This window comes from Geodermatophilus sp. SYSU D00742, assembly GCF_054049935.1.
In genome coordinates, this window is sequence record NZ_JBJGYJ010000001.1 from 201,344 (window position 1) to 219,879 (window position 18,536).

At 76.8% G+C, this 18,536-nt stretch carries 20 protein-coding genes; 4 read left to right on the forward strand and 16 right to left on the reverse strand.

Annotated elements, in window-relative coordinates:
- Nucleotides 1-122 precede the first annotated feature (122 nt).
- A complete protein-coding gene (locus tag ACI78V_RS01000; protein WP_456848018.1) occupies nt 123-848 on the reverse strand; it encodes a demethylmenaquinone methyltransferase in 726 nt (241 codons plus the stop codon).
- A 62-nt stretch (nt 849-910) separates the two neighbouring features.
- Here ACI78V_RS01000 and ACI78V_RS01005 point away from each other — a divergent pair, with 62 nt between their 5' ends.
- Nucleotides 911-2,185 (forward strand): isochorismate synthase, encoded by a 1,275-nt coding sequence (locus ACI78V_RS01005; RefSeq protein WP_456848020.1) that lies wholly within the window; start codon nt 911-913, stop codon nt 2,183-2,185.
- Here the strand turns inward: ACI78V_RS01005 and ACI78V_RS01010 are convergent.
- The 3 genes from ACI78V_RS01010 to ACI78V_RS01020 all read right to left on the reverse strand — a co-directional run bounded on the left by ACI78V_RS01010 (nt 2,182) and on the right by ACI78V_RS01020 (nt 5,664).
- Entirely contained in the window at nt 2,182-2,724 is a 543-nt protein-coding gene (locus tag ACI78V_RS01010) for a 2,4'-dihydroxyacetophenone dioxygenase family protein (RefSeq protein WP_456848022.1), read from the reverse strand. The two genes, ACI78V_RS01005 and ACI78V_RS01010, sit on opposite strands and share 4 nt — an antisense overlap.
- 295 nt (nt 2,725-3,019) lie before the next feature.
- Entirely contained in the window at nt 3,020-4,714 is a 1,695-nt protein-coding gene (gene menD, locus ACI78V_RS01015) for a 2-succinyl-5-enolpyruvyl-6-hydroxy-3-cyclohexene-1-carboxylic-acid synthase (protein WP_456848024.1), read from the reverse strand.
- Nucleotides 4,711-5,664 (reverse strand): o-succinylbenzoate synthase, encoded by a 954-nt coding sequence (locus ACI78V_RS01020; RefSeq protein ID WP_456848026.1) that lies wholly within the window; start codon nt 5,662-5,664, stop codon nt 4,711-4,713. The genes menD and ACI78V_RS01020 overlap by 4 nt, the downstream gene beginning before the upstream one ends.
- Before the next feature lie 129 nt (nt 5,665-5,793).
- Here ACI78V_RS01020 and menE point away from each other — a divergent pair, with 129 nt between their 5' ends.
- On the forward strand, nt 5,794-6,930 hold the full coding sequence (gene menE / locus ACI78V_RS01025) for an o-succinylbenzoate--CoA ligase (RefSeq protein ID WP_456848028.1): 1,137 nt from the start codon (nt 5,794-5,796) through the stop codon (nt 6,928-6,930).
- Nucleotides 6,930-7,802, forward strand: coding sequence for a 1,4-dihydroxy-2-naphthoate polyprenyltransferase (locus tag ACI78V_RS01030; RefSeq protein ID WP_456848030.1), 873 nt, complete (start codon nt 6,930-6,932; stop codon nt 7,800-7,802). The genes menE and ACI78V_RS01030 overlap by 1 nt, the downstream gene beginning before the upstream one ends.
- 24 nt (nt 7,803-7,826) lie before the next feature.
- On the opposite strand, the gene ACI78V_RS01035 is transcribed toward ACI78V_RS01030, so the two are convergent.
- The gene (locus tag ACI78V_RS01035) at nt 7,827-8,144 is read right to left on the reverse strand and encodes a DUF4229 domain-containing protein (RefSeq protein WP_456848032.1); all 318 of its coding nucleotides are present in this window, start codon (nt 8,142-8,144) and stop codon (nt 7,827-7,829) included.
- On the reverse strand, nt 8,128-8,574 hold the full coding sequence (locus ACI78V_RS01040) for an Lrp/AsnC family transcriptional regulator (protein WP_456848190.1): 447 nt from the start codon (nt 8,572-8,574) through the stop codon (nt 8,128-8,130). The genes ACI78V_RS01035 and ACI78V_RS01040 overlap by 17 nt, the downstream gene beginning before the upstream one ends.
- 102 nt (nt 8,575-8,676) lie before the next feature.
- Between ACI78V_RS01040 and ACI78V_RS01045 the strand changes: the two genes are divergently transcribed.
- Entirely contained in the window at nt 8,677-8,895 is a 219-nt protein-coding gene (locus tag ACI78V_RS01045; protein WP_456848192.1) for a hypothetical protein, read from the forward strand.
- Between the two features lie 91 nt (nt 8,896-8,986).
- Here ACI78V_RS01045 and ACI78V_RS01050 read toward each other — a convergent pair whose 3' ends face one another.
- The 10 genes from ACI78V_RS01050 to ACI78V_RS01095 all read right to left on the reverse strand — a co-directional run bounded on the left by ACI78V_RS01050 (nt 8,987) and on the right by ACI78V_RS01095 (nt 18,475).
- A complete protein-coding gene (locus ACI78V_RS01050) occupies nt 8,987-9,262 on the reverse strand; it encodes a hypothetical protein (RefSeq protein WP_456848034.1) in 276 nt (91 codons plus the stop codon).
- Nucleotides 9,263-9,379: 117 nt separating this feature from the next.
- Nucleotides 9,380-10,330 (reverse strand): c-type cytochrome biogenesis protein CcsB, encoded by a 951-nt coding sequence (gene ccsB, locus ACI78V_RS01055; protein ID WP_456848036.1) that lies wholly within the window; start codon nt 10,328-10,330, stop codon nt 9,380-9,382.
- The gene (resB, locus tag ACI78V_RS01060) at nt 10,320-11,969 is read right to left on the reverse strand and encodes a cytochrome c biogenesis protein ResB (RefSeq protein ID WP_456848038.1); all 1,650 of its coding nucleotides are present in this window, start codon (nt 11,967-11,969) and stop codon (nt 10,320-10,322) included. Before resB ends, ccsB begins: the two co-directional genes overlap by 11 nt.
- Nucleotides 11,966-12,793: a cytochrome c biogenesis CcdA family protein gene (locus ACI78V_RS01065; protein WP_456848040.1), complete on the reverse strand. Its 828-nt coding sequence runs from the start codon at nt 12,791-12,793 to the stop codon at nt 11,966-11,968. Before ACI78V_RS01065 ends, resB begins: the two co-directional genes overlap by 4 nt.
- Nucleotides 12,793-13,410 (reverse strand): TlpA family protein disulfide reductase, encoded by a 618-nt coding sequence (locus tag ACI78V_RS01070; RefSeq protein WP_456848042.1) that lies wholly within the window; start codon nt 13,408-13,410, stop codon nt 12,793-12,795. Before ACI78V_RS01070 ends, ACI78V_RS01065 begins: the two co-directional genes overlap by 1 nt.
- Nucleotides 13,407-14,045 (reverse strand): histidine phosphatase family protein, encoded by a 639-nt coding sequence (locus tag ACI78V_RS01075; RefSeq protein WP_456848044.1) that lies wholly within the window; start codon nt 14,043-14,045, stop codon nt 13,407-13,409. Before ACI78V_RS01075 ends, ACI78V_RS01070 begins: the two co-directional genes overlap by 4 nt.
- The gene (hemL, locus tag ACI78V_RS01080) at nt 14,045-15,418 is read right to left on the reverse strand and encodes a glutamate-1-semialdehyde 2,1-aminomutase (RefSeq protein WP_456848046.1); all 1,374 of its coding nucleotides are present in this window, start codon (nt 15,416-15,418) and stop codon (nt 14,045-14,047) included. Before hemL ends, ACI78V_RS01075 begins: the two co-directional genes overlap by 1 nt.
- Nucleotides 15,415-15,942 (reverse strand): hypothetical protein, encoded by a 528-nt coding sequence (locus tag ACI78V_RS01085; RefSeq protein ID WP_456848048.1) that lies wholly within the window; start codon nt 15,940-15,942, stop codon nt 15,415-15,417. The genes hemL and ACI78V_RS01085 overlap by 4 nt, the downstream gene beginning before the upstream one ends.
- Nucleotides 15,942-16,931 (reverse strand): porphobilinogen synthase, encoded by a 990-nt coding sequence (gene hemB, locus ACI78V_RS01090; protein WP_456848050.1) that lies wholly within the window; start codon nt 16,929-16,931, stop codon nt 15,942-15,944. The genes ACI78V_RS01085 and hemB overlap by 1 nt, the downstream gene beginning before the upstream one ends.
- Nucleotides 16,928-18,475 (reverse strand): uroporphyrinogen-III synthase, encoded by a 1,548-nt coding sequence (locus ACI78V_RS01095; RefSeq protein ID WP_456848052.1) that lies wholly within the window; start codon nt 18,473-18,475, stop codon nt 16,928-16,930. Before ACI78V_RS01095 ends, hemB begins: the two co-directional genes overlap by 4 nt.
- Nucleotides 18,476-18,536 lie beyond the last annotated feature (61 nt).

The following is an 18,536-nucleotide window of genomic DNA, read 5'->3' on the forward strand; positions in this document are numbered from 1 at the left end:
GCCACGACCCCCACCACGAGCGCGGCACCGCCGGTGCGGGGGGAACCCGGGTGGACGAGGTCGGCGGCCTCGCGGGGCGGGCGACCCGGGGCCCGGGACCGGCGGTCTGGTCGGCGCGGAGCTCAGGTGCGGGGCTTGTGACCGCGGTGCAGCGCGACGATGCCCCCGGTGAGGTCGCGCCAGGCGACGTCGGCCCACCCGGCGGCCTGCAGCCGCGCGGCCAGCGCCGGCTGGTCGGGCCAGGCCCGGATGGACTCCGCGAGGTAGACGTAGGCGTCGGGGTTGCTGCTCACCGTGCGGGCGATCCGCGGCAGCGCGCGCATCAGGTACTCGGTGTAGACGGTGCGCAACGGCGCCCAGGTGGGGCTGGAGAACTCGCAGACCACCAGGGTGCCGCCCGGTCGGGTCACCCGGGAGAACTCGCGCAGCGCCGCGTCGGGATCGGCCACGTTGCGCAGACCGAAGGAGATCACCACGCCGTCGACGCTCTCGTCGGCCAGCGGCAGGGCCATCGCGTCGCCGGCGACCTTGGGCACCGGGCGGGACGCCCCGGCCCGCAGCATGCCCTGCGAGAAGTCGCAGGCGATCGCGGTCACCCCGCCGGCGGCCAGCTCGACGGTGGAGACCGCCGTCCCCGCGGCGACGTCCAGCACCGTGTGGCCGGGGCGGGCGCCGAGGGCCTCGCGGGTCGCCCGCCGCCAGGAGGCGTCCAGCCCGCCGGAGAGGACCGTGTTGGTGACGTCGTAGCGCCGCGCGACCCGGTCGAACATCGCCGCGACCTCGGCCGGCCGCTTGTCCAGGCCGGCCCGCAGCCCGGCGGTGTGTGCGTCCTCTCGCCGGTCCCCCACGGCGGCTGACGTTACAAGGCCGTCTCCGACGGCAAGGCCAGCGCGCCACATACGCTGGGTCCGTGACAGCGGCTGCCGTGACCTCCCGGGACGCCGCCACCCCTCTCGTCACGACGACGCCGCTGGCCGACGTCCCGGCCCTGCTGGACCTCCTCCCCCCCACCGCCGCGCTGTCCTGGGTGCGCCGCGGCGAGGGGCTGGTCGGCTGGGGCGAGGCCGCGCGGCTGGAGGTCTCCGGCCCCACCGCCCTCGCCGAGGCCGCCGCCTGGTGGGCCGAGCTCGGCGCCGGTCTCGACGTCGACGACCCGATCGACGTCCCGGGCTCGGGGCCCGTGGCCTTCGCCAGCATCGCCTTCGACCCCGCCGCCGGGACGTCGGTGTTCGTCGTGCCCGAGGTCGTCGTCGGCCGGCGGGACGGCGTCGCGTGGGTGACCACCGCCGGTGGGGCGGACCCCGCCGACGTGCTGGCGTCGGCGCCGGCGGCCGTACCCGCGCCGCTGGGCCGGCTCCGCTACGCCGACGGTGCGCTGGACCCGGCGTCGTGGTGCGCGACGGTCGAGGCGGCCGTCGCCCGCATCGCCGGCGGCGACCTCGAGAAGGTCGTCCTCGCCCGCGACCTGCTGGTCACCGCCGACGCCCCGCTCGACCCCCGCTCCCTGCTGGCCCGGCTGGCGGCGCGGTTCCCCGACTGCTGGACCTTCGCCGTCGACGGTCTGCTCGGGGCGACGCCGGAGCTGCTGCTGCGCCGCACCGGCCGCACGCTGTCCTCCCGCGTCCTGGCCGGCACCGCCCCGCGCGGCGCCGGCGCGGACGACGACCGCCTGGCCGCGGCGCTGCTCGGCTCGGCCAAGGACCGCACCGAGCACGCCCTCGCCGTCGACTCGCTGGTCCGGGCGCTCGAGCCCTACTGCGCCACGCTGACCGCGCCGGAGGAGCCGGAGCTGCTGACCCTGGCCAACGTCCGGCACCTGGCCACCGACGTCATCGGCACCCAGGCACCCCGTGGGGCACGCGGGCGGGCCGGGCTGCTGGAGCTGGTCGGCGCGGTGCACCCCACCGCCGCGGTCTGCGGGACCCCCACCCCGGCGGCCGCGGGCCTGATCGGCGAGCTCGAGGGGATGGACCGCGGGCGCTACGCCGGCCCGGTGGGCTGGCTCGACGCCCGCGGCGACGGCGAGTTCGGCCTGGCGCTGCGGTGCGCCCAGCTCTGCGACGACGACCCGGCGACGGCACGGCTGTACGCCGGCTGCGGGATCGTCGCCGGCTCGGACCCGGCCACCGAGCTCGCCGAGACCCAGGCCAAGTTCGCGGCGTTCCAGGCGGCGCTGGAGGGCTAGCGCAGCAGCCGCTCCACGGCCTCGGCGCCCAGGCCGACGCGCTCGTAGTGCTCGCGGGCCAGCTCGAGGTAGTCGTAGGCGTCGAAGGTGCCGTTGGGCTGGCCGTCCTCGTCGAGCCAGATGAGCGGGCCGGTCACGTTGAAGTGGACCCGCATCGGCTCGTCGGACTCGTGGGCGACCAGCGTGTGGGCCTCCCCCGGCGTCTCGTAGACGAAGGTGCCCTTGGTGGCGACCCAGTCGTGCTCCAGGTAGCTCCACCTCCCCGAGAGCGTGTACCCGAAGACCTGGTGCGGGTGGTAGTGCCGGTTCACCAGCCCGGCCTGCCTGGCCCACAGGACGTCGGCCCACCGGTTCTGGGTCAGCGAGATCCACAGCGGCCGTGAGCCGACGGTGTCCGACAGCGGGATGAAGTACCGCTCGTCGTCGTCGAGGGTGTCGGGCAGGAAGATCTCGGGGGCGGCGTCCTTGCGGAAGACGTTCTCGATCGGCTTGATGTCGCGCCAGAACTCACGGCCGGTCTCGGGCTCGGGGCTCACCATCGCAGGCTCCTTCTGCACGGTGCGAGGACGGTGTCAGCCTGCTCCGTCGGCCTCCCCGCGGCCACACGGGCGGCCCGGCAGCCGGGTTCTCGACTGCCGGGCCTGGGCGTGCGGGGCTGCCGGCCGTCCCGCACGCCGTGCAACCCCCGTTCCCGGACGACCGCCCGACCAACCAGGATCCGGAACGGATTCGTCTCCGGGGTTCCGCGCCCGCTCCGGTCCAGCGCCCCGGACGGCCGCCCCGCCCTCGGCACGCCCGGCGCGGTCCCCGTCGACCGTGCCGGGCCCACCGCCGTCAGTGGCCGCCCAGCGCCCCGGTCGCGGCGGTGCGCAGCTGCCGGGCGAGTTCGGCCTCGGCCCGCTGCGCGGTGCGGACGACGACCACCCGCGGCCCACCGGCAGCCACGGCGGCGGCGAGGTCGGCGGGGCGGTCCACCCGGACGGCGGCCCAGCCCAGCGCCTCGGCCACGGCGACCAGGTCGCGCCCGTGCGGGGTCCCGAACACCCGCCGGTAGCCGGCCTCGTACCGCGGCTGCCCCGGCTCCAGCTGGGCGAAGATGCCGCCGCCGTCGTTGTCGGGCACGACCAGGGTGAGGTCCGGCCGCGGTTCCCCGTCGCCGCCGAGCAGGCCCTGCAGGTCGTGCAGGAACGTGAGGTCGCCGAGGAGCGCGACGGCGGGCCCCCCACCGGCCCGCTGGTGCACCAGCGCCGCGCCGACGGCCGTGGAGACCGTGCCGTCGATGCCGGCGACCCCGCGGTTGGCCAGCACCGTCAGCCCGGCCCGGGGGACGGCGAGCCGGTCGACGTCGCGCACCGGGGTGGAGGAGCCCAGCACCAGCAGCGCGCCGTCGGGCACGCCGGCGACGAGGTCACGGGCCAGCCGGGCGGCGGTCAGCCCCTCGGCGGCGTCCAGCAGCCGGTCGACCGCCGTCCCCACCTGCGCGGCGGCGCTGCCCCACGCCCTCCGCCACGCGCCGTCGCCCGGGGCGCCGCCGGCCGGCAGCACGCCCACGGCGGCGGTCGACCGGCCGGCGTCGGCCCAGCGCGGGGCGGCGGCGACCGTCTCGACCCGGACGGCGGGGTCGGCCAGCAGCGCCGCCACCGGCCGCGACAGCGTGGGCCGGCCGACGACGAGCACCCGCTCCGGTCGGTGCGCGGCCAGCCAGCCGGGCGCGCCCAGCAGCAGCGGCCCGCCGCGCAGCGACGCCCCCCACGCGCCGCCGGAGGGCTCGGCGACCACCGGCCACCCCTGGGCGGTCGCCAGGGCGGCGGCGGCCCGGCCCAGCGCCGGTGGCGCGTCGCCCACCACGACGAGCGTGCGCGCGGGCCCGGTCTCCCCGGCCGGGGTCGGGGACGGTGCCGTCCCGGTCGTCCAGGGCGCGCCGTCCGGGCGGCCGGCCCAGGGTCCGGTCAGCTCGCCGGAGGCCGGGTCGTCGGGCAGCAGCGGCTCGCGGAACGGCAGGTTGAGGTGCACCGGGCCCGGATCCCCGGAGAGCACGCCGCGGGCCACCAGCAGGGCCTTGGCCACCAGCGAACGCCAGTACCGGTTCTGGGCCGCCTCCCGCCCCGCCTCGGGGACGCCGACGTCGACCGCGGTCCGCACCGCCCCGCCGTACAGGCCGGGCTGGACGATCGTCTGGTTGGCGCCGGTGTCCCGCAGCTCGGGCGGCCGGTCGGCGGTCAGGGCGAGCAGCGGGATCCCGGCGGCGTCGGCCTCGAGGACCGCGGCGTGCAGGTGGGCCGTCGCCGTCCCTGACGTGGTGAGCACCGGCACCGGCCGGCCCGACGCCCTGGCCAGGCCCAGGGCGAGGAAGGCGGCCGTCCGCTCGTCGATGCGCACGTGCAGGGTCAGGCGGCCGGCCCGCTCGGCGTCGAACAGCGCCAGCGCGAGCGGCGCGGACCGGGAGCCCGGGGCGAGCACCGCGTCGGTGACCCCGCCGCGGACGAGTTCGTCGACGAGCACCCGGGCACAGGCGGTGGACGGGTTCACGCGGCGACCACCGCGGCCAGCCGGGCGCCCCACCGCGCCTGGGTGAGCGGGTCGGCCACCGCGTCGGCGAGCCGGTCCGGTTCCGGGCGCACCACGGGCAGGACGCCGTCGACCGGGAGCAGCGGCGTGCTGGTCACGTCGCCGGTGAACAGCGCGACGGTGGCCAGCCCGCAGGCGAAGGGCAGCTCGGGCAGGGTGGCGGCCAACGCCACCCCGGCGGCGATGCCGACCGACGACTCCAGGGCCGAGGAGACGACGCAGGGGAGCCCGTGCGCCTCGGCGACCTCCAGCGCGGCCCGGACGCCGCCGAGCGGCTGCACCTTGAGGACGACGACGTCGCAGACCTCGCGGAGGTCCACCCGACGCGGGTCGGCGGAACGGCGCACGACCTCGTCGGCGGCGACCCGCACGTCGATGCGCCGGCGCAGCGCGGCCAGCTCCTCCAGCGTGGCGCAGGGCTGCTCGACGTACTCCAGGCCGACACGGTCCAGTTCGCGGATGCGGGCCACGGCGGTGTCGACGTCCCACGCGGCGTTGGCGTCGACGCGGACCGCCCCCGCCGGGCCCAGGGCATCGCGTACCGCCTCCACCCGCGCCAGGTCGTCGGCCGGCGTCTGCCCGGGCTCGGCCACCTTCACCTTCGCGGTCCGGCAGCCCGACGCGGTGACGATCGCGTGTGCCCGCTCGGCGCCGACCGCGGGCACGGTCACGTTGACCGGGACGGCGTCCCGCCGTGGCGCCGGCCAGCCGTCGACCGCGGCCTCCACGGCGGCAGCCCACCAGCGCCGGCTCTCGGTGACGTCGTAGTCCCAGAACGGGGAGAACTCGCCCCAGCCGGCCGGGCCGCGCACCAGCACGCCGTCGCGGACGTCGATGCCGCGGAAGCGGGTGCGCATCGGGACCGACCAGACCCGCACCTCGCCGAGCTGCGACGAGCGGAGGTCGATCACCCGACCAGCCTAGGAGGACCCCGTCCTCCCGGTCCCCGCAGGCTCGGGGCACTGCCCCCGACGGGGCCGCCCGGTGCCTCGCCCGCTCGCGGCGGGTCCCCGCGGAGGGCCGCAGTAGCCTCAGGACCCGTGGCCCGGCACCTGACCCTCGTGCCCGCGCCGGCCGACCCCCTGGCACTCCTCGCCCCCCTGCGCGCCGCCCTGGACGGCACGGCTCCGCTGGCCGTGCTGCCGGCCGGGCCGCCCGCGGCGGTCGAGGCGGCCGGGCGGCTGCTGCGCCCGCAGGAACCGCTGGAGGACGGCGCGGACCTCGTCGTCGTCACCTCGGGGTCGACCGGCGGCGGCCGCGGTGTGCTGCTGCCGGCCGCGGCGGTGCGCGCCTCGGGCACGGCGACACTGCGCCGCCTCGGCGGTCCGGGCGCCTGGCTGCTGGCCCTGCCGGTGTCGGCGGTCGCCGGCCTGCAGGTGCTCTGCCGCTCGGTGCTGGCCGGCCCGGAGCCGACCGTGCTCGCGCCCGGCGAGCCGCTGGCCGCCGCGGTGGCCCGGATGCCGGAACAACGCCGCTACACCGCGATGGTGCCCACCCAGCTGCGCCGGTACCTCGACGCCGAGCCCGGTGCGCTGCGCGCCTTCGCCGCGGTCCTCGTCGGCGGCGCGGCCACCGACCCCGCCCTGCTGGCCCGGGCCCGGGACGAGGGCGTCGCCGTGGTGACCACCTACGGCATGACCGAGACCGCCGGCGGCTGCGTGTACGACGGGCGGCCGCTGGACGGCGTGCGGGTGCGCGTGGTGGACGGCGGCATCGAGCTGGCCGGGCCGGTTCTCGCGCTCGGCTACCGGCTGGACCCCGAGGGCACGGCGGCCGCGTTCGCCGACGGCTGGTTCCGCACCCGGGACGCCGGCACGCTGGACGCGGCCGGCCGGCTCACCGTGCACGGCCGGCTGGACGACGTCGTCGTCTCCGGCGGGGTGAACGTCGCCCCGGCCGCGGTCGAGGCCGCCCTGCGCGAGCACCCCTCCGTCGCCGACGCGGTGGTCTTCGGCCGCCCCGACGAGGAGTGGGGGCAGCGCGTGGTCGCCGCCGTCGTCCCGGCGTCCGGAGCCGAGCCGGACCTCGCCGTGCTGCGGCCGTGGGTGGCCGAGCGGCTCGGCGGTCCCGCCGCACCGCGGGAGCTGCACCGCATCGGCGCCGTGCCGACCCTGCACACCGGCAAGCCCGACCGCCGTGGTCTGGCCGCCTCGATCGACCCCGGGAGCGCACGCTGATGGCCACCCCCGCCCAGTGGCTGGCCGGCGCCCGGCCCCGCACCCTGCCCGCCGCCGTCGCGCCGGTGTTCGTGGGCACCGGCGCGGCCGCGGCGCTCGACGGCTTCCGGCCCGCCCCGGCGCTGCTGGCGCTGGTGGTGGCGCTGGCGCTGCAGGTGGCGGTCAACTACGCCAACGACTACTCCGACGGCACCCGCGGCACCGACACCGTGCGCGTGGGGCCGATGCGGCTGGTCGGCTCCGGCGCGGCCACCCCGCGGCAGGTGCTCCTCGCCGCGGTGCTGTCCTTCGCCGTCGCCGGGGTGGCCGGCGTGGCGCTGGCGGCGCTGTCGAGCTGGTGGCTGGTCGCGGTGGGCGCGGTGTGCATCGTCGCCGCCTGGACCTACACCGGTGGCCCGGTCCCCTACGGCTACCGCGCCCTGGGCGAGGTCTTCGTCTTCGTCTTCTTCGGCCCGGTCGCCGTCGTCGGGACGACGTTCGCGCAGACCCGCTCGGTGGAGGCGCTGGCCGTCGCGGCATCGGTGCCGGTCGGCCTGCTGATCGTCGCGCTGCTCGTCGTCAACAACCTGCGCGACATCGAGGGCGACGCCGCCGTCGGCAAGCGCACGCTCGCGGTGCTGATGGGCGAGCGCGGCACCCGCACCGCGTTCGCGGCGCTGCCGGTCGTGGCCTTCGCCGTCGTGGCGGCGATCGGCGTCGTCCGGCCGGAGGCGCTGCTCGGCCTGCTCGCCGTCCCGCTGGCGGTGCCGCCGGTGCGCACCGTGCTCACCGGCGGGCGGGGGCCGGCGCTCATCGGAGCGCTCGGGGGCACCGGCCGGCTCACGCTGGTCACCGGCGTCCTGCTCGGCGCGGGGCTCGCCCTCAGCGGCTGAGCGGCCGGGGCAGCACCGCGGCCGTCAGGTCTCGTCGCCGGCGAGGCGGGCGCCGATGTCCCGCTTGGCCTGCTGCCGGGCCACGCTGCGGGCGGCCAGCCCCTCGGTCAGCCGCTCCCGGGACGGGCGCAGCAGCAGGTACGAGACCGGCATCGACAGCAGCAGGCCGAACAGCAGCCCGGGGAAGCCCTCCAGGCCCAGCCACCACAACAGCAGGACCAGCGCGGCGGCGATGGCGAACCGGCCGACGGTGTAGATGACGAGCCAGGGCGCGATCCTCGGCGGCGCCGCCGGACCTCCCGTCGGCGCCCCGGGCACCGTCGGCTCAGCGTTCTCGGCCATGGCGGCCCTCCCACTTGGTACTCAGGACGACGGTCGTCCGGGTGCGTGCGACGCCCCGGATCCTGTTCAACGCGCTGATGGTGGCCTCCAGTGCCGGGATGTCGGTCACGCGGACCTTGAGCACGTAGCCCTCCGCCCCGGCGACCCGCCAGCAGTCCTCCACCTCCGGCATGGCCCGCAGCGCCTCCTCGATGCCGGTGTCGTCGACCGCGTCGCTCTCGATCACGCTGATCAGCGCGGTGACGTCGAGGCCCACCGCCGCCGGGTCGACGACCGCCCGGTAGCCGAGGATCACCCCGGCCGCCTCCAGCTTGCCGACGCGCTCGTGGACGGCGGGTGCGGACAGCCCCACCTGGCGGGCGAGCTCGGCGTAGCTGGCCCGCCCGTTGGCGCCGAGCAGCTCGACCAGCTGCCGGTCGACGGCGTCGATGGCGCTCTCCCCTCGTACGGCGCTCCGGTGCCGCGGTCGAGTATCGCCGCGGACGTACTGTGGGGTGCAGTCGGGCTCGACTCGGTGGAGGGGGAGATCGCCATGGCGTTCCTGGTGGTGCTGGTTCTGGTGGTCGCCGTGGTGGTGCTCGTCATGCGCGCGTCCGCTGCGGGCGGGCCCGGCGGACGCGGCGTGCGGCCCCAGGTGCGGCCACGGCCGCGGCCGACGCGCAGCGGCCCGCCGCTGGCGCCCGACGACGACCCCGAGTTCCTGCGGGAGCTCGAGCGCCGCACGCGGCGCGACGACGGCTCCCCGGCCTAGCTCCTCGAGCCGATTCCGGCTCTCCCCGGCGTCGCCCTCCTCCAGGGCACCGCCGCGGGCGCACGGGGGATGCGGAGGACGGGGTCCTCCCTCAGGCGGCGCGGAAGAAGCGCCGCCAGCCCCGCGGGCGTGCCCTGCGCCCGGGCCCGTCGACCGCGACCGCCCCTCGCGGTTCGGCGGACATGCCGCCGGGCCAGCCCAGCCCCTCGTGCGTCGTCGAGTCGCCCGGCCAGCCCAGGCCGCTCTCGGGGGAGTCGGCGCGCAGGTCGCCGTGCCGGCCGGCCGGCAGCCCCGCCGGTCGCCGCGCCAGTGCCGCGGCGACGACGGGGTCGACGGCGGCGTCCTCGGCGGCCGAGTGCCTACCCACGGCGGGCCGCCCGGTTCAGCGTCATGCGCGCATGGAAGCACGCCGCGGTGGGCCTCGTCACGCTGCCGGGCACCGGAGCGGTGGACGTGTCCCCCGGACGGAGGTGTCCGCCGGTGCTCAGCTGACCCCGGCGTAGCTGTGCAGGCCGGTGGAGACCATGTTCACGTACAGCAGGTTGAAGATCATCACGACCAGGCCGACCACGTTGACCCAGGCCGCCGGGCGGCCGCGCCAGCCGGCCGTGGTCCGGGCGTGCAGGTAGCCGGCGTAGACCACCCAGGCGATGAACGCCCAGGTCTCCTTGGGGTCCCAGCCCCAGAACCGGCCCCACGCGCTCTCGGCCCAGATGGCCCCGGCGATGACCGCGAAGGTCCAGATGGGGAAGCCGAAGACGGCGGTGCGGTGCGCGACCCGGTCCAGCGTGGCCGCGCCGGGGAGCTTGGCGAGCACCGACGTCCCGCCGTCGTCCCCGCGGGCGTCGTGCCGGACGCGCAGGAGGTACAGGGCGCTGGCGATCCCGCTGACGAAGAAGACCCCGAACCCGATGATCGCGGTGCTGACGTGGACGGCGAGCCAGCTCGAGCGCAGGGCGGCGACCAGCGGTCCGGCCTCCGCGTACAGGAAGAGGCCGATCGCGACGAGGCTCAGCACGACCGGGGCGAGCACGAACGCCCCCATGGCGCGGATGCCGGGCATCCGCACGGCGAGCACGAGGAACGCGACCACCCCCACCAGGACGACGGCGGTGGCGAACTCGTACATGTTGCCCCAGGGCAGCCGGTCGGTGGCCAGCCCGCGGGTGACCAGCACACCGGCGTGCGCCACGGCGCCGAGCGCGCTGACGGCGAGCCCGACCTGGGCCCACCGCGGGCTGCGCGGCGCGGCGCCCTGCGGCCGCGGGACCGGCCCCCCGCCGGCGCCGACGCCGGCACCGACCAGCTCACGGGCGGCCGGTCGGCGGCCGAAGGCCAGCTGCGCGGAGAACGCGACGACGGCCACCGAGTAGATCGCGACGGCGATGGAGAACAGGGTGTCCGACAGGTCGGCCAGCGACTGGTCAACGGTCACTCGGGGGAGCCTCCGGTTCCGGTGGGGCCCCGACGGACGACGGGGCGGGGGGCTGGGGGGACCGCTGCTCGAGCGCCGTCCGCAACCGGTCGGTGAGCTCGGCGAACCGCGTGGCGCTCTCGCCGCCGCCCCGGGTCAGCGAGCCGACCGTGAGGACGGTACCGCCGCCACCGGGGGTGGGGCCGGCGCGGGCGAAGACGCGCTCGCGGCGGAGCAGCAGCAGCGCGAGCAGGCCGAGCAGCAGGCTGATGGCGGCCGCCAGCACCCACACCTGCCCGGGGTCGTGGGAGAACTGCAGGGCGGCGAACTGGGCGTAGCCGTCGAAGGTGACGGCCGTGCCGTCGTCCAGGGTCAGCGTCTCGCCGACGGCGAGGTTGGCGCGGCCGGCCTCGGTGAGCCGGCCGCGCTCGATCTGGCTCTGGTCCAGCGAGTACACCGACTGCGGCAGCCCGGAGTCCAGGCCCAGGTACCCGCGGTAGGCGATGATCGCGACCTGCGGGCTCAGCGGCCGCGGGTCGATCGAGGTCAGGATGCCGCCCTGCAGCACCCCGGTCGGGGCGAAGAACCCCTCGAGGGCGAGCTGGTCGTCGGTGCCGGCACCCAGGTCGGGCAGCTTCAGCGCGCCCTGGCTGGACATCGTCGCCTGGTCCGCGGGGAGGAACGGCGCCGAGACGCCCTCGAAGACCTGCCCGCCGGGGAGGGTGACGGTGAACCGCGGGCTGTAGCCGTGGCCGGTCACGTAGACCCGGTCGCCGTCCATGCGCAGCGGGTCGTTGACGCCGATCGTCGCCGGCCGGCCCTCCTCGCCCGGCGCCCCGTAGGTGATGTCGGCGGTGTACGAGGACGCCGTGAGGTCCTCCTCGTACTCGGCGCGGAAGTCCTCGAGGTCCACGCACAGCGGCGTGAGGTCGGCGCCCTCCACCAGCGGACCGGCCGAGTAGGTGTCGTACTGCTGGAAGGAGTTGCAGAACCCCTGGCCCTCGGTGACCAGGATGCTGCCCTCGTACCCCCAGAGCTTGCCGCCGGCCAGGCCGAGCAGCAGGGCGACCAGGGAGAGGTGGAACAGTATGTTCCCGGACTCCTTCCAGAAGCCCTTCTCCGCGGACAGCTCGGGGCCCGCCCCGGTCTCGCGCCGGACGACGCGGAAGCGCTGCACCCGCAGCTCCTCCTCGACCACGTCGAGGGCGGCGGGCCCGGCCAGCGGGGTGGCGAGCTCCGCGGAGTCGGGCAGTCGCAGCAGCCGGCGCGGCGCCGGGGGCGGGGCCGCGCGCAGCGCCCGGACGTGCTCGACCAGCCGCGGGACCACGCAGCTGATCAGCGAGACGAAAAGCAGCAGGTAGACCGCGGCGAACCACGGCGAGCTGAAGACGTCGAACAGGTACAGCCGGTCCAGCCACGGCGCGAGCGCGGGGTGGTCGGCGAAGTACTGGGTGACGTTGTTCTGGCTGAGCGAGCGCTGGGGCAGCAGCGAGCCGGGGATCGCGGCCAGGGCCAGCAGGAGCAGCAGGATGATCGCCGTCCGCATGGCGGTGAGCCGGCGCCACCAGCGCAGCCACAGGTCCAGCGCACGCCGGCCCGCGGCCGGCCGGGCGGGCGGCTGCGGCGCGGCGGCCGGCCGCGGCGGGGCGGTCGTCGTCACAGCGAGGTCTCCGCGAAGCCGGTGGCGGCCAGCCAGGAACGCAGCCAGCCCATCATCTCCGTCCACGCGCCGGTGACCAGCAGCACGCCGACGACGACCAGCAGCGCGCCGCCGACCCGGGTGACGGTGCGCGCGTGCCGGCGCAGGAACGAGGTCGCGCCCAGCGCCCAGCGGGCGCCGAGGGCGACCAGCACGAACGGCACGCCGAGGCCGAGGCAGTAGGCGACGCCGAGGAGGGCACCGCGGCCGGCGGTCGCCTCGACGTAGGCGAGGGAGTTGACCGCGGCCAGGGTGGGGCCGAGGCACGGCGTCCAGCCGAGGCCGAAGACGATGCCGAGCAGCGGCGCCCCGGCCAGCCCGGCGACCGGGCGGGCCGACAGGCGTGCGGTGCGCTGCAGGACCGGCAGCCAGCCCAGGAAGGCCAGGCCCATGACGATGGTGACGACGCCGAAGACCCGGGTGAGCACGTCGGCGTGCTGCAGCAGCAGCCGGCCGAGCCCACCGAACGCCGCACCGAACGCGACGAAGACCGCGGTGAAGCCGAGCACGAACAGCAGCGCGCCGAGCACCATGCGGCCCCGGGGAGAGCGCTCGTCGGCGTCCGTGCGGACCGCCGTGGCGGTGCTCCCGCCGCGGCTCGCGGCGGGAGCGGGCGCCGTCGTCCGCGAGCCGGCCCCGGCCAGGCCGGTGACGTACGAGAGGTAGCCGGGCACCAGGGGCAGGACGCACGGCGAGGCGAAGCTGACCAGCCCCACCAGCGCCGCGACGGCGGCGGCGACGAGCAGCGGACCGTCGGTGACCAGGCCGCTGAAGGTCTCCCCCATCAGCCCTCCTCCGCCAGCAGCAGGTCGAGCACCGCGCGCAGGTCGGCCTGGGCGACCTCACCGGTGTAGACGGCGGCCACCCGGCCGTCGCGGTCGAGCACGATGGTGGAGGGGATGGCGTTGGCCGGGTAGTCCCGGAACGCCAGCGCCACCTCACCGCGGGGGTCGTACAGCGACGGGAACTCGATGCCCTCGCTGTCGACGAACGCCTGCGCGAACTGCTCGCTGGTCTCCTTGACGTTCAGCCCGAGGAAGGCGATCCCCTGGTCACGGACGTCGGCGTAGACCTCCTGGAACTGCGGCGTCTCCACCCGGCAGGGCGGGCACCACGAGCCCCAGAAGTTGAGGACGGCGATGTCCCCGGCCAGCTCGGTCGAGGCGAACTCGCCCCCGCCGAGGAGCGTGCCGGAGAAGTCGGGGGCGGCGGCCCGCTCGTCCTCGGGGATGACCTCCCCGGCCGGGGTGCCGGCGACGAAGCGGAACTGGCCGCCGTTGTTGACGTCGACGGCGGAGGAGCCGGTGGAGCAGCCCGCGAGGACGGCCGCGCCCAGCAGGACGCCGAGGAGCCGCTCGGTACCGCGGCGACGCGGGGTGCGTCCCCGGAGGGAGAGCCTCATGCCCCGGGCACCGCGTCGGGGTCGGTGGCACCGGCGGGCTCGGCGTAGGTCAGCCCCACGAACCGGTCCCCCTCGTAGGTCAGCGAGGTGACGCTGGCCAGCCCGCACTGCCGGCGGCGGGGGTCGTGCACGTAGCGGCGTCCCTCCAGGTGCAGCCGCAGCGTCCAGATCGGCAACTGGTGGCTGACGCACACCGCCGCGGACCCGCGGGCGGCGTCGCGCGCGGCCTCCACCGCGGCGACCATGCGGGCGGCGATCTCGACGTACGGCTCGCCCCACGAGGGCCGGAACGGGTTGCGCAGCTTCCACCAGTGCTGGGGCTGGCGCAGCGCCCCGTCCCCGACGCCGACCCGCAGCCCCTCGAAGGCGTTGCCCGCCTCGACCAGCCGGTCGTCGACGGTCACCGGCAGGTCGAGGGCCGAGGCGATCGGCGCGGCGGTCTGCCGGGCGCGCTCCAGCGGGCTGGACACCAGGTGGGTGACCGGCCGGCGCGCGGCCAACCACTCGGCGGCGGCCAGCGCCATGGCCTCACCGGTCTCCGACAGCCGGTACCCGGGCAGCCGGCCGTAGAGGATCTTCTCGGGGTTGTGGACCTCACCGTGCCGCAGCACGTGGACGACGGTCGTCTCGGCCATCAGGTGCTCACCCCGGCCGGGTCCTCGGCGGCCGGCGCCGCGGCGGGCTCGACCGCGGCGGCGGCGCGGGCGGCCGCCGGCAGCGCCTGGAGCACCCGCTCGACGGCCTCGTCGTCCAGGGCCGCGTTGACGAACCACGCCTCGAAGGCCGACGGCGGCAGGTAGACCCCGCGGGCCAGCATCGCGTGGAAGAAGGCGGTGTAGCGGGCGGCGTCCTGCGAGCGGGCGTCGTCGTAGTCGCGGACCTGCCGTCCGTCGGGCACGAAGAACACCGAGAACATCGAGCCGGCCTGCTGCACCCGGTGCGGCACGCCGGCGGAGAACAGTGCGGCGCTGGCCGCCCCGCGCAGGACCCCGGCCACCTCGTCGCAGCGGGCGTAGACCGCGTCGGTGCAGTGGCGCAGGGTGGCCAGGCCGGCGGCGACGGCCACCGGGTTCCCCGACAGCGTGCCCGCCTGGTAGACCGGCCCGGCGGGAGCGAGGTGCTGCATGAGGTCGGCGCGACCGCCGAACGCCGCGGCCGGCAGCCCGCCGCCCATGACCTTGCCGAAGGTGAACAGGTCGGCGTCGACCGGGTCCAGGCCGTACCAGCCCGACCGGGAGACCCGGAAACCGGTCATGACCTCGTCGACGACCAGCAGCGCGCCGTGCGCGGCGGTGATCCGGCGCAGTTCGGCGTTGAAGCCGTCCAGCGGCGGGACCACGCCCATGTTGCCGACCGCGGCCTCGGTGATGACGGCGGCGATCCGGTCGCCGCGCTCGGCGAACACCGCCTCGACCGCGGCCACGTCGTTGTAGGGGACGACGACGGTGTCGGCGGCCGCACCCGTGGTGACACCAGGGGTGTCCGGCAGGCCGAGGGTGGCCACGCCCGAGCCGGCCGAGGCCAGCAGCGCGTCGACGTGGCCGTGGTAGCAGCCGGCGAACTTGACCACCAGCGGGCGGCCGGTGACGCCGCGGGCCAGCCGGACCGCCGAGAGCACCGCCTCGGTGCCGGAGTTGACCAGCCGGACCTGCTCGACCGGCGCCACGCGGGAGATGATCTCCTCGGCCAGCGCCAGCTCGCCCTCCGTGGGGGCGCCGAAGGACAGGCCGCGGCGGGCGGCGGCGGTGACGGCCTCCACGACCGCCGGGTGGGCGTGACCGAGGAGCAGCGGGCCCCAGGACGCGACGAGGTCGACGTAGCGCCGCCCGTCGGCGTCGGTCAGGTAGGCCCCGGAGCCCTGCGCCATGAACCGCGGGGTGCCGCCGACGGCGCGGAAGGCGCGCACGGGGCTGTTCACCCCGCCGGGGGTGACCCGCTGCCCGCGGGCGAACAGGCCGGCCGACGTGGGGGCCTCGTAGTCGTACGGCGTGGAGTCCAGCGAGGTCACGAGCCCAGTGTCCCCTTCGTCCCTGTGTGGCCCCCCGGGGCCCGGTCGGTGATCCCGCGCACTCCGTCGAGCAGCGCGGAGGTGAGCGCGGCCGGGTCGCGGGTGGGCACCAGCACGGTGCGCCCGTCGGTGAGCCGCAGCGGCAGCCCGGCCCGCCCGCGCGGGAGCGACCAGCCACCGCCGAGCACCGGGGCGCCGGCGTCCACCCCCGCGGTCCCGGCGCGGACCGCGCGCAGGTGGGTGCCGTCGACGTCGGCCAGCAGGACGCGTTCGCGGCCGACGGTCAGCGCCGGCTCGTCGCCCTGGGCATCCACCCGGACGCCCCAGGCGCGGCGGGCCGAGAGCACCCCGGCCGCCACGGTCCCGAGGACGGCGAGCGCCGCCGGCACCGCCACCAGCGGCGGTACGTCGGCCCCGGGCACGAGCCGGGCCACGACGGCGAGGAGCCCGAGGACCCCGGCGGCCAGCCAGAACGGCCGCCAGGAGCCCCCGGGCTCGACGAAGTCGTCCCCCGCCCGCCCCATCAGCGCAGCCAGCGGGCCGCTTCCACCGCCCAGTAGGTCAGGACGGTGCCGGCGCCGGCCCGGCGGATCGCGGTGAGCGTCTCCAGGACGGCCCGCTGCCGGTCCACCCAGCCGTTGGCCGCGGCCGCCTCGACCATCGCGTACTCGCCGCTGACCTGGTAGGCGCTGACCGGGACGTCGACGGAGTCGGCGACCCGGGCGACGATGTCCAGGTAGGGCAGGGCCGGCTTGACCATGACGGCGTCGGCGCCCTCGGCGAGGTCCTGCGCGACCTCGCGCAGCGCCTCGTCGACGTTCGGCGGGTCCATCTGGTAGGTCGAGCGGTCGCCGAACTGCGGCGCGCCCTCGGCCGCCTCGCGGAAGGGCCCGTAGAAGCCCGAGGCGTACTTGGCGGCGTAGGCGAGGATCGGCACCTCGGAGAACGCGGCGCTGTCCAGACCGGCGCGGATGGCGGCCACCTGCCCGTCCATCATCCCGCTGGGAGCGACCAGGTGGGCGCCGGCCTGCGCCTGTGCGATGGCCACCGCCGCGTAGCGGTCCAGGGTCGGGTCGTTGTCGACCACGCCGGCCGGGGTCACGACCCCGCAGTGCCCGTGGTCGGTGTACTCGCACAGGCAGAGGTCGGCCATGAGGACCAGCTCGTCACCGAGGTCGGCGCGCAGCTGCTGCAGCGCGACGTTGACGATCCCGTCGGCGGCGTCGGCCTGCGAGCCCACCGGGTCCTTCTCCGCGGGGATGCCGAAGAGCATCAGCCCGGAGATGCCGGCCTCGGCCGCCTCGTGCGCGGCCTTGCGCAGCGAGTCCAGGGTGTGCTGGACGACGCCGGGCATCGACCTGATCGGCACCGGCTCGGGAATGTCCTGCTTGACGAAGACGGGCAGCACGAAGTCCGCCGGGGACAACCGCGTCTGCGCGGTCAGCCGCCGCAGCGCGGGCGTCGACCGCAGCCGACGCCCGCGCGCGAACCCGGGGTGGGCACCGCCGGTCACCGCGAGTCCCCGTCCTCCGCCTCGCGGAGGGACTCGGCGTACTCGGCGAGCGCGTCGACCAGCGGCGCCACGGCGGCGGTCTCCGGCTGGACGTCGACCCGCAGGCCGAACTCCTGCGCGGTCGCGGCCGTCTGCGGGCCGATCACCGCGACGACGGTCTTGGGGTGCGGCTTGCCGGCGATGCCGACCAGGTTGCGCACCGTGCTCGACGAGGTGAAGCACACCGCGTCGAAGCCGCCGCCCTTGATCGCCTCGCGCACCGCGGCGGGCGGCGGGGCGGCCCGGACGGTCCGGTAGGCGGTGACGTCGTCGATCTCCCAGCCGCGCTCCTTGAGACCCGCGGCGAGGGTCTCGGTCGCGATGTCGGCCCGGGGCAGCAGCACTCGGTCGATCGGGTCGAGGACGTCGTCGTACTCCGGGAAGTCGGCCAGCAGGCCCTCGCTGGACTGCGGCCCGGTGGGCAGCAGCTCCGGCACGATGCCGAAGGCGCGGACGGCCTCGGCGGTCTGCTCGCCGACGCAGGCGACCTTGACCCCGGCGAACGCGCGGGCGTCGAGGCCGAGCTCGGCGAACTTCTCCCGCACGGCCTTCACCGCGTTCACCGAGGTGAACACGATCCAGCCGTAGCGGCCGGTGACCAGGCCCTTGATGGCGCGGTCCATCTGGGCGGGGCTGCGGGGCGGCTCGACGGCGATGGTCGGCACCTCGACCGGGACCGCGCCGTAGGCCCGCAGGCGGTCGCTCATCTCGCCGGCCTGGTCCTTGGTGCGCGGCACCAGGACCCGCCAGCCGAACAGCGGCCGGCTCTCCCACCAGGAGAGCTTGGCCCGCTTGTCGACCGCGGAGCCGACGGTGGCCACGACCGGGCCGGTGACGGCGTCCAGGCCGGCGGTCTTCTCGGCGACCGCGGCGAGCTTGGCCACGACGCTCTTCTGGCCGGTGCCCGAGCCGCCGGTGGTGACCACGACGGCGGTGGAGCCGGACAGCCCGCCCTCGACCAGCCGCGCGGCCGCGTCGGGCAGCTCCTCGGCGTTGCCCGACAGCACCAGCGGCGCGTCCAGGCTCTTGGCCGCGGCGGCCAGCGCCGCCAGGTCGGCCTCGCCGCCGCGGAGGTCGGCGGTCAGGGTGGTGCCGCCGAGGGCGACACCGGCGAACGCCGGCACCGCGGTGGCCGGGGCGACGCCGGGCACGACGTCGAAGCCCACGGAGGTGCGGCCCACGGCGAGCACCTCCTTGACCACGGCGTCGTCGGTGAAGGGGTCACCGGCCACCAGGCGGACGACGGTGCCGCCGCCCTTGGCCGCGGCCACGGCCGCCTTGGCGACCTCGGCCGGCTCGCCGACCGCGGGGGTCGGCTCCAGGTCGGGGCGCTGTTCGCGGACGGCGTCGGTGAGCGCCGCCGGGACGGCGGTGTCGACGAGGACGGTGTCGGCCTCGGCCAGCGCCGCGGTCGCCCGGGCGGTGAGCATCCCGGGGTCGCCCGGTCCGGCGCCGACGAAGACGACCTTGCCGGCCGTCCCGTTCTGCTTGCGGAAGCGCGTCATCGCGTGCTCCTGTTCCTGGCCCGTGAGGGCTGGTGTGCGGGGGTCTGGGGAGCCGGGGCGG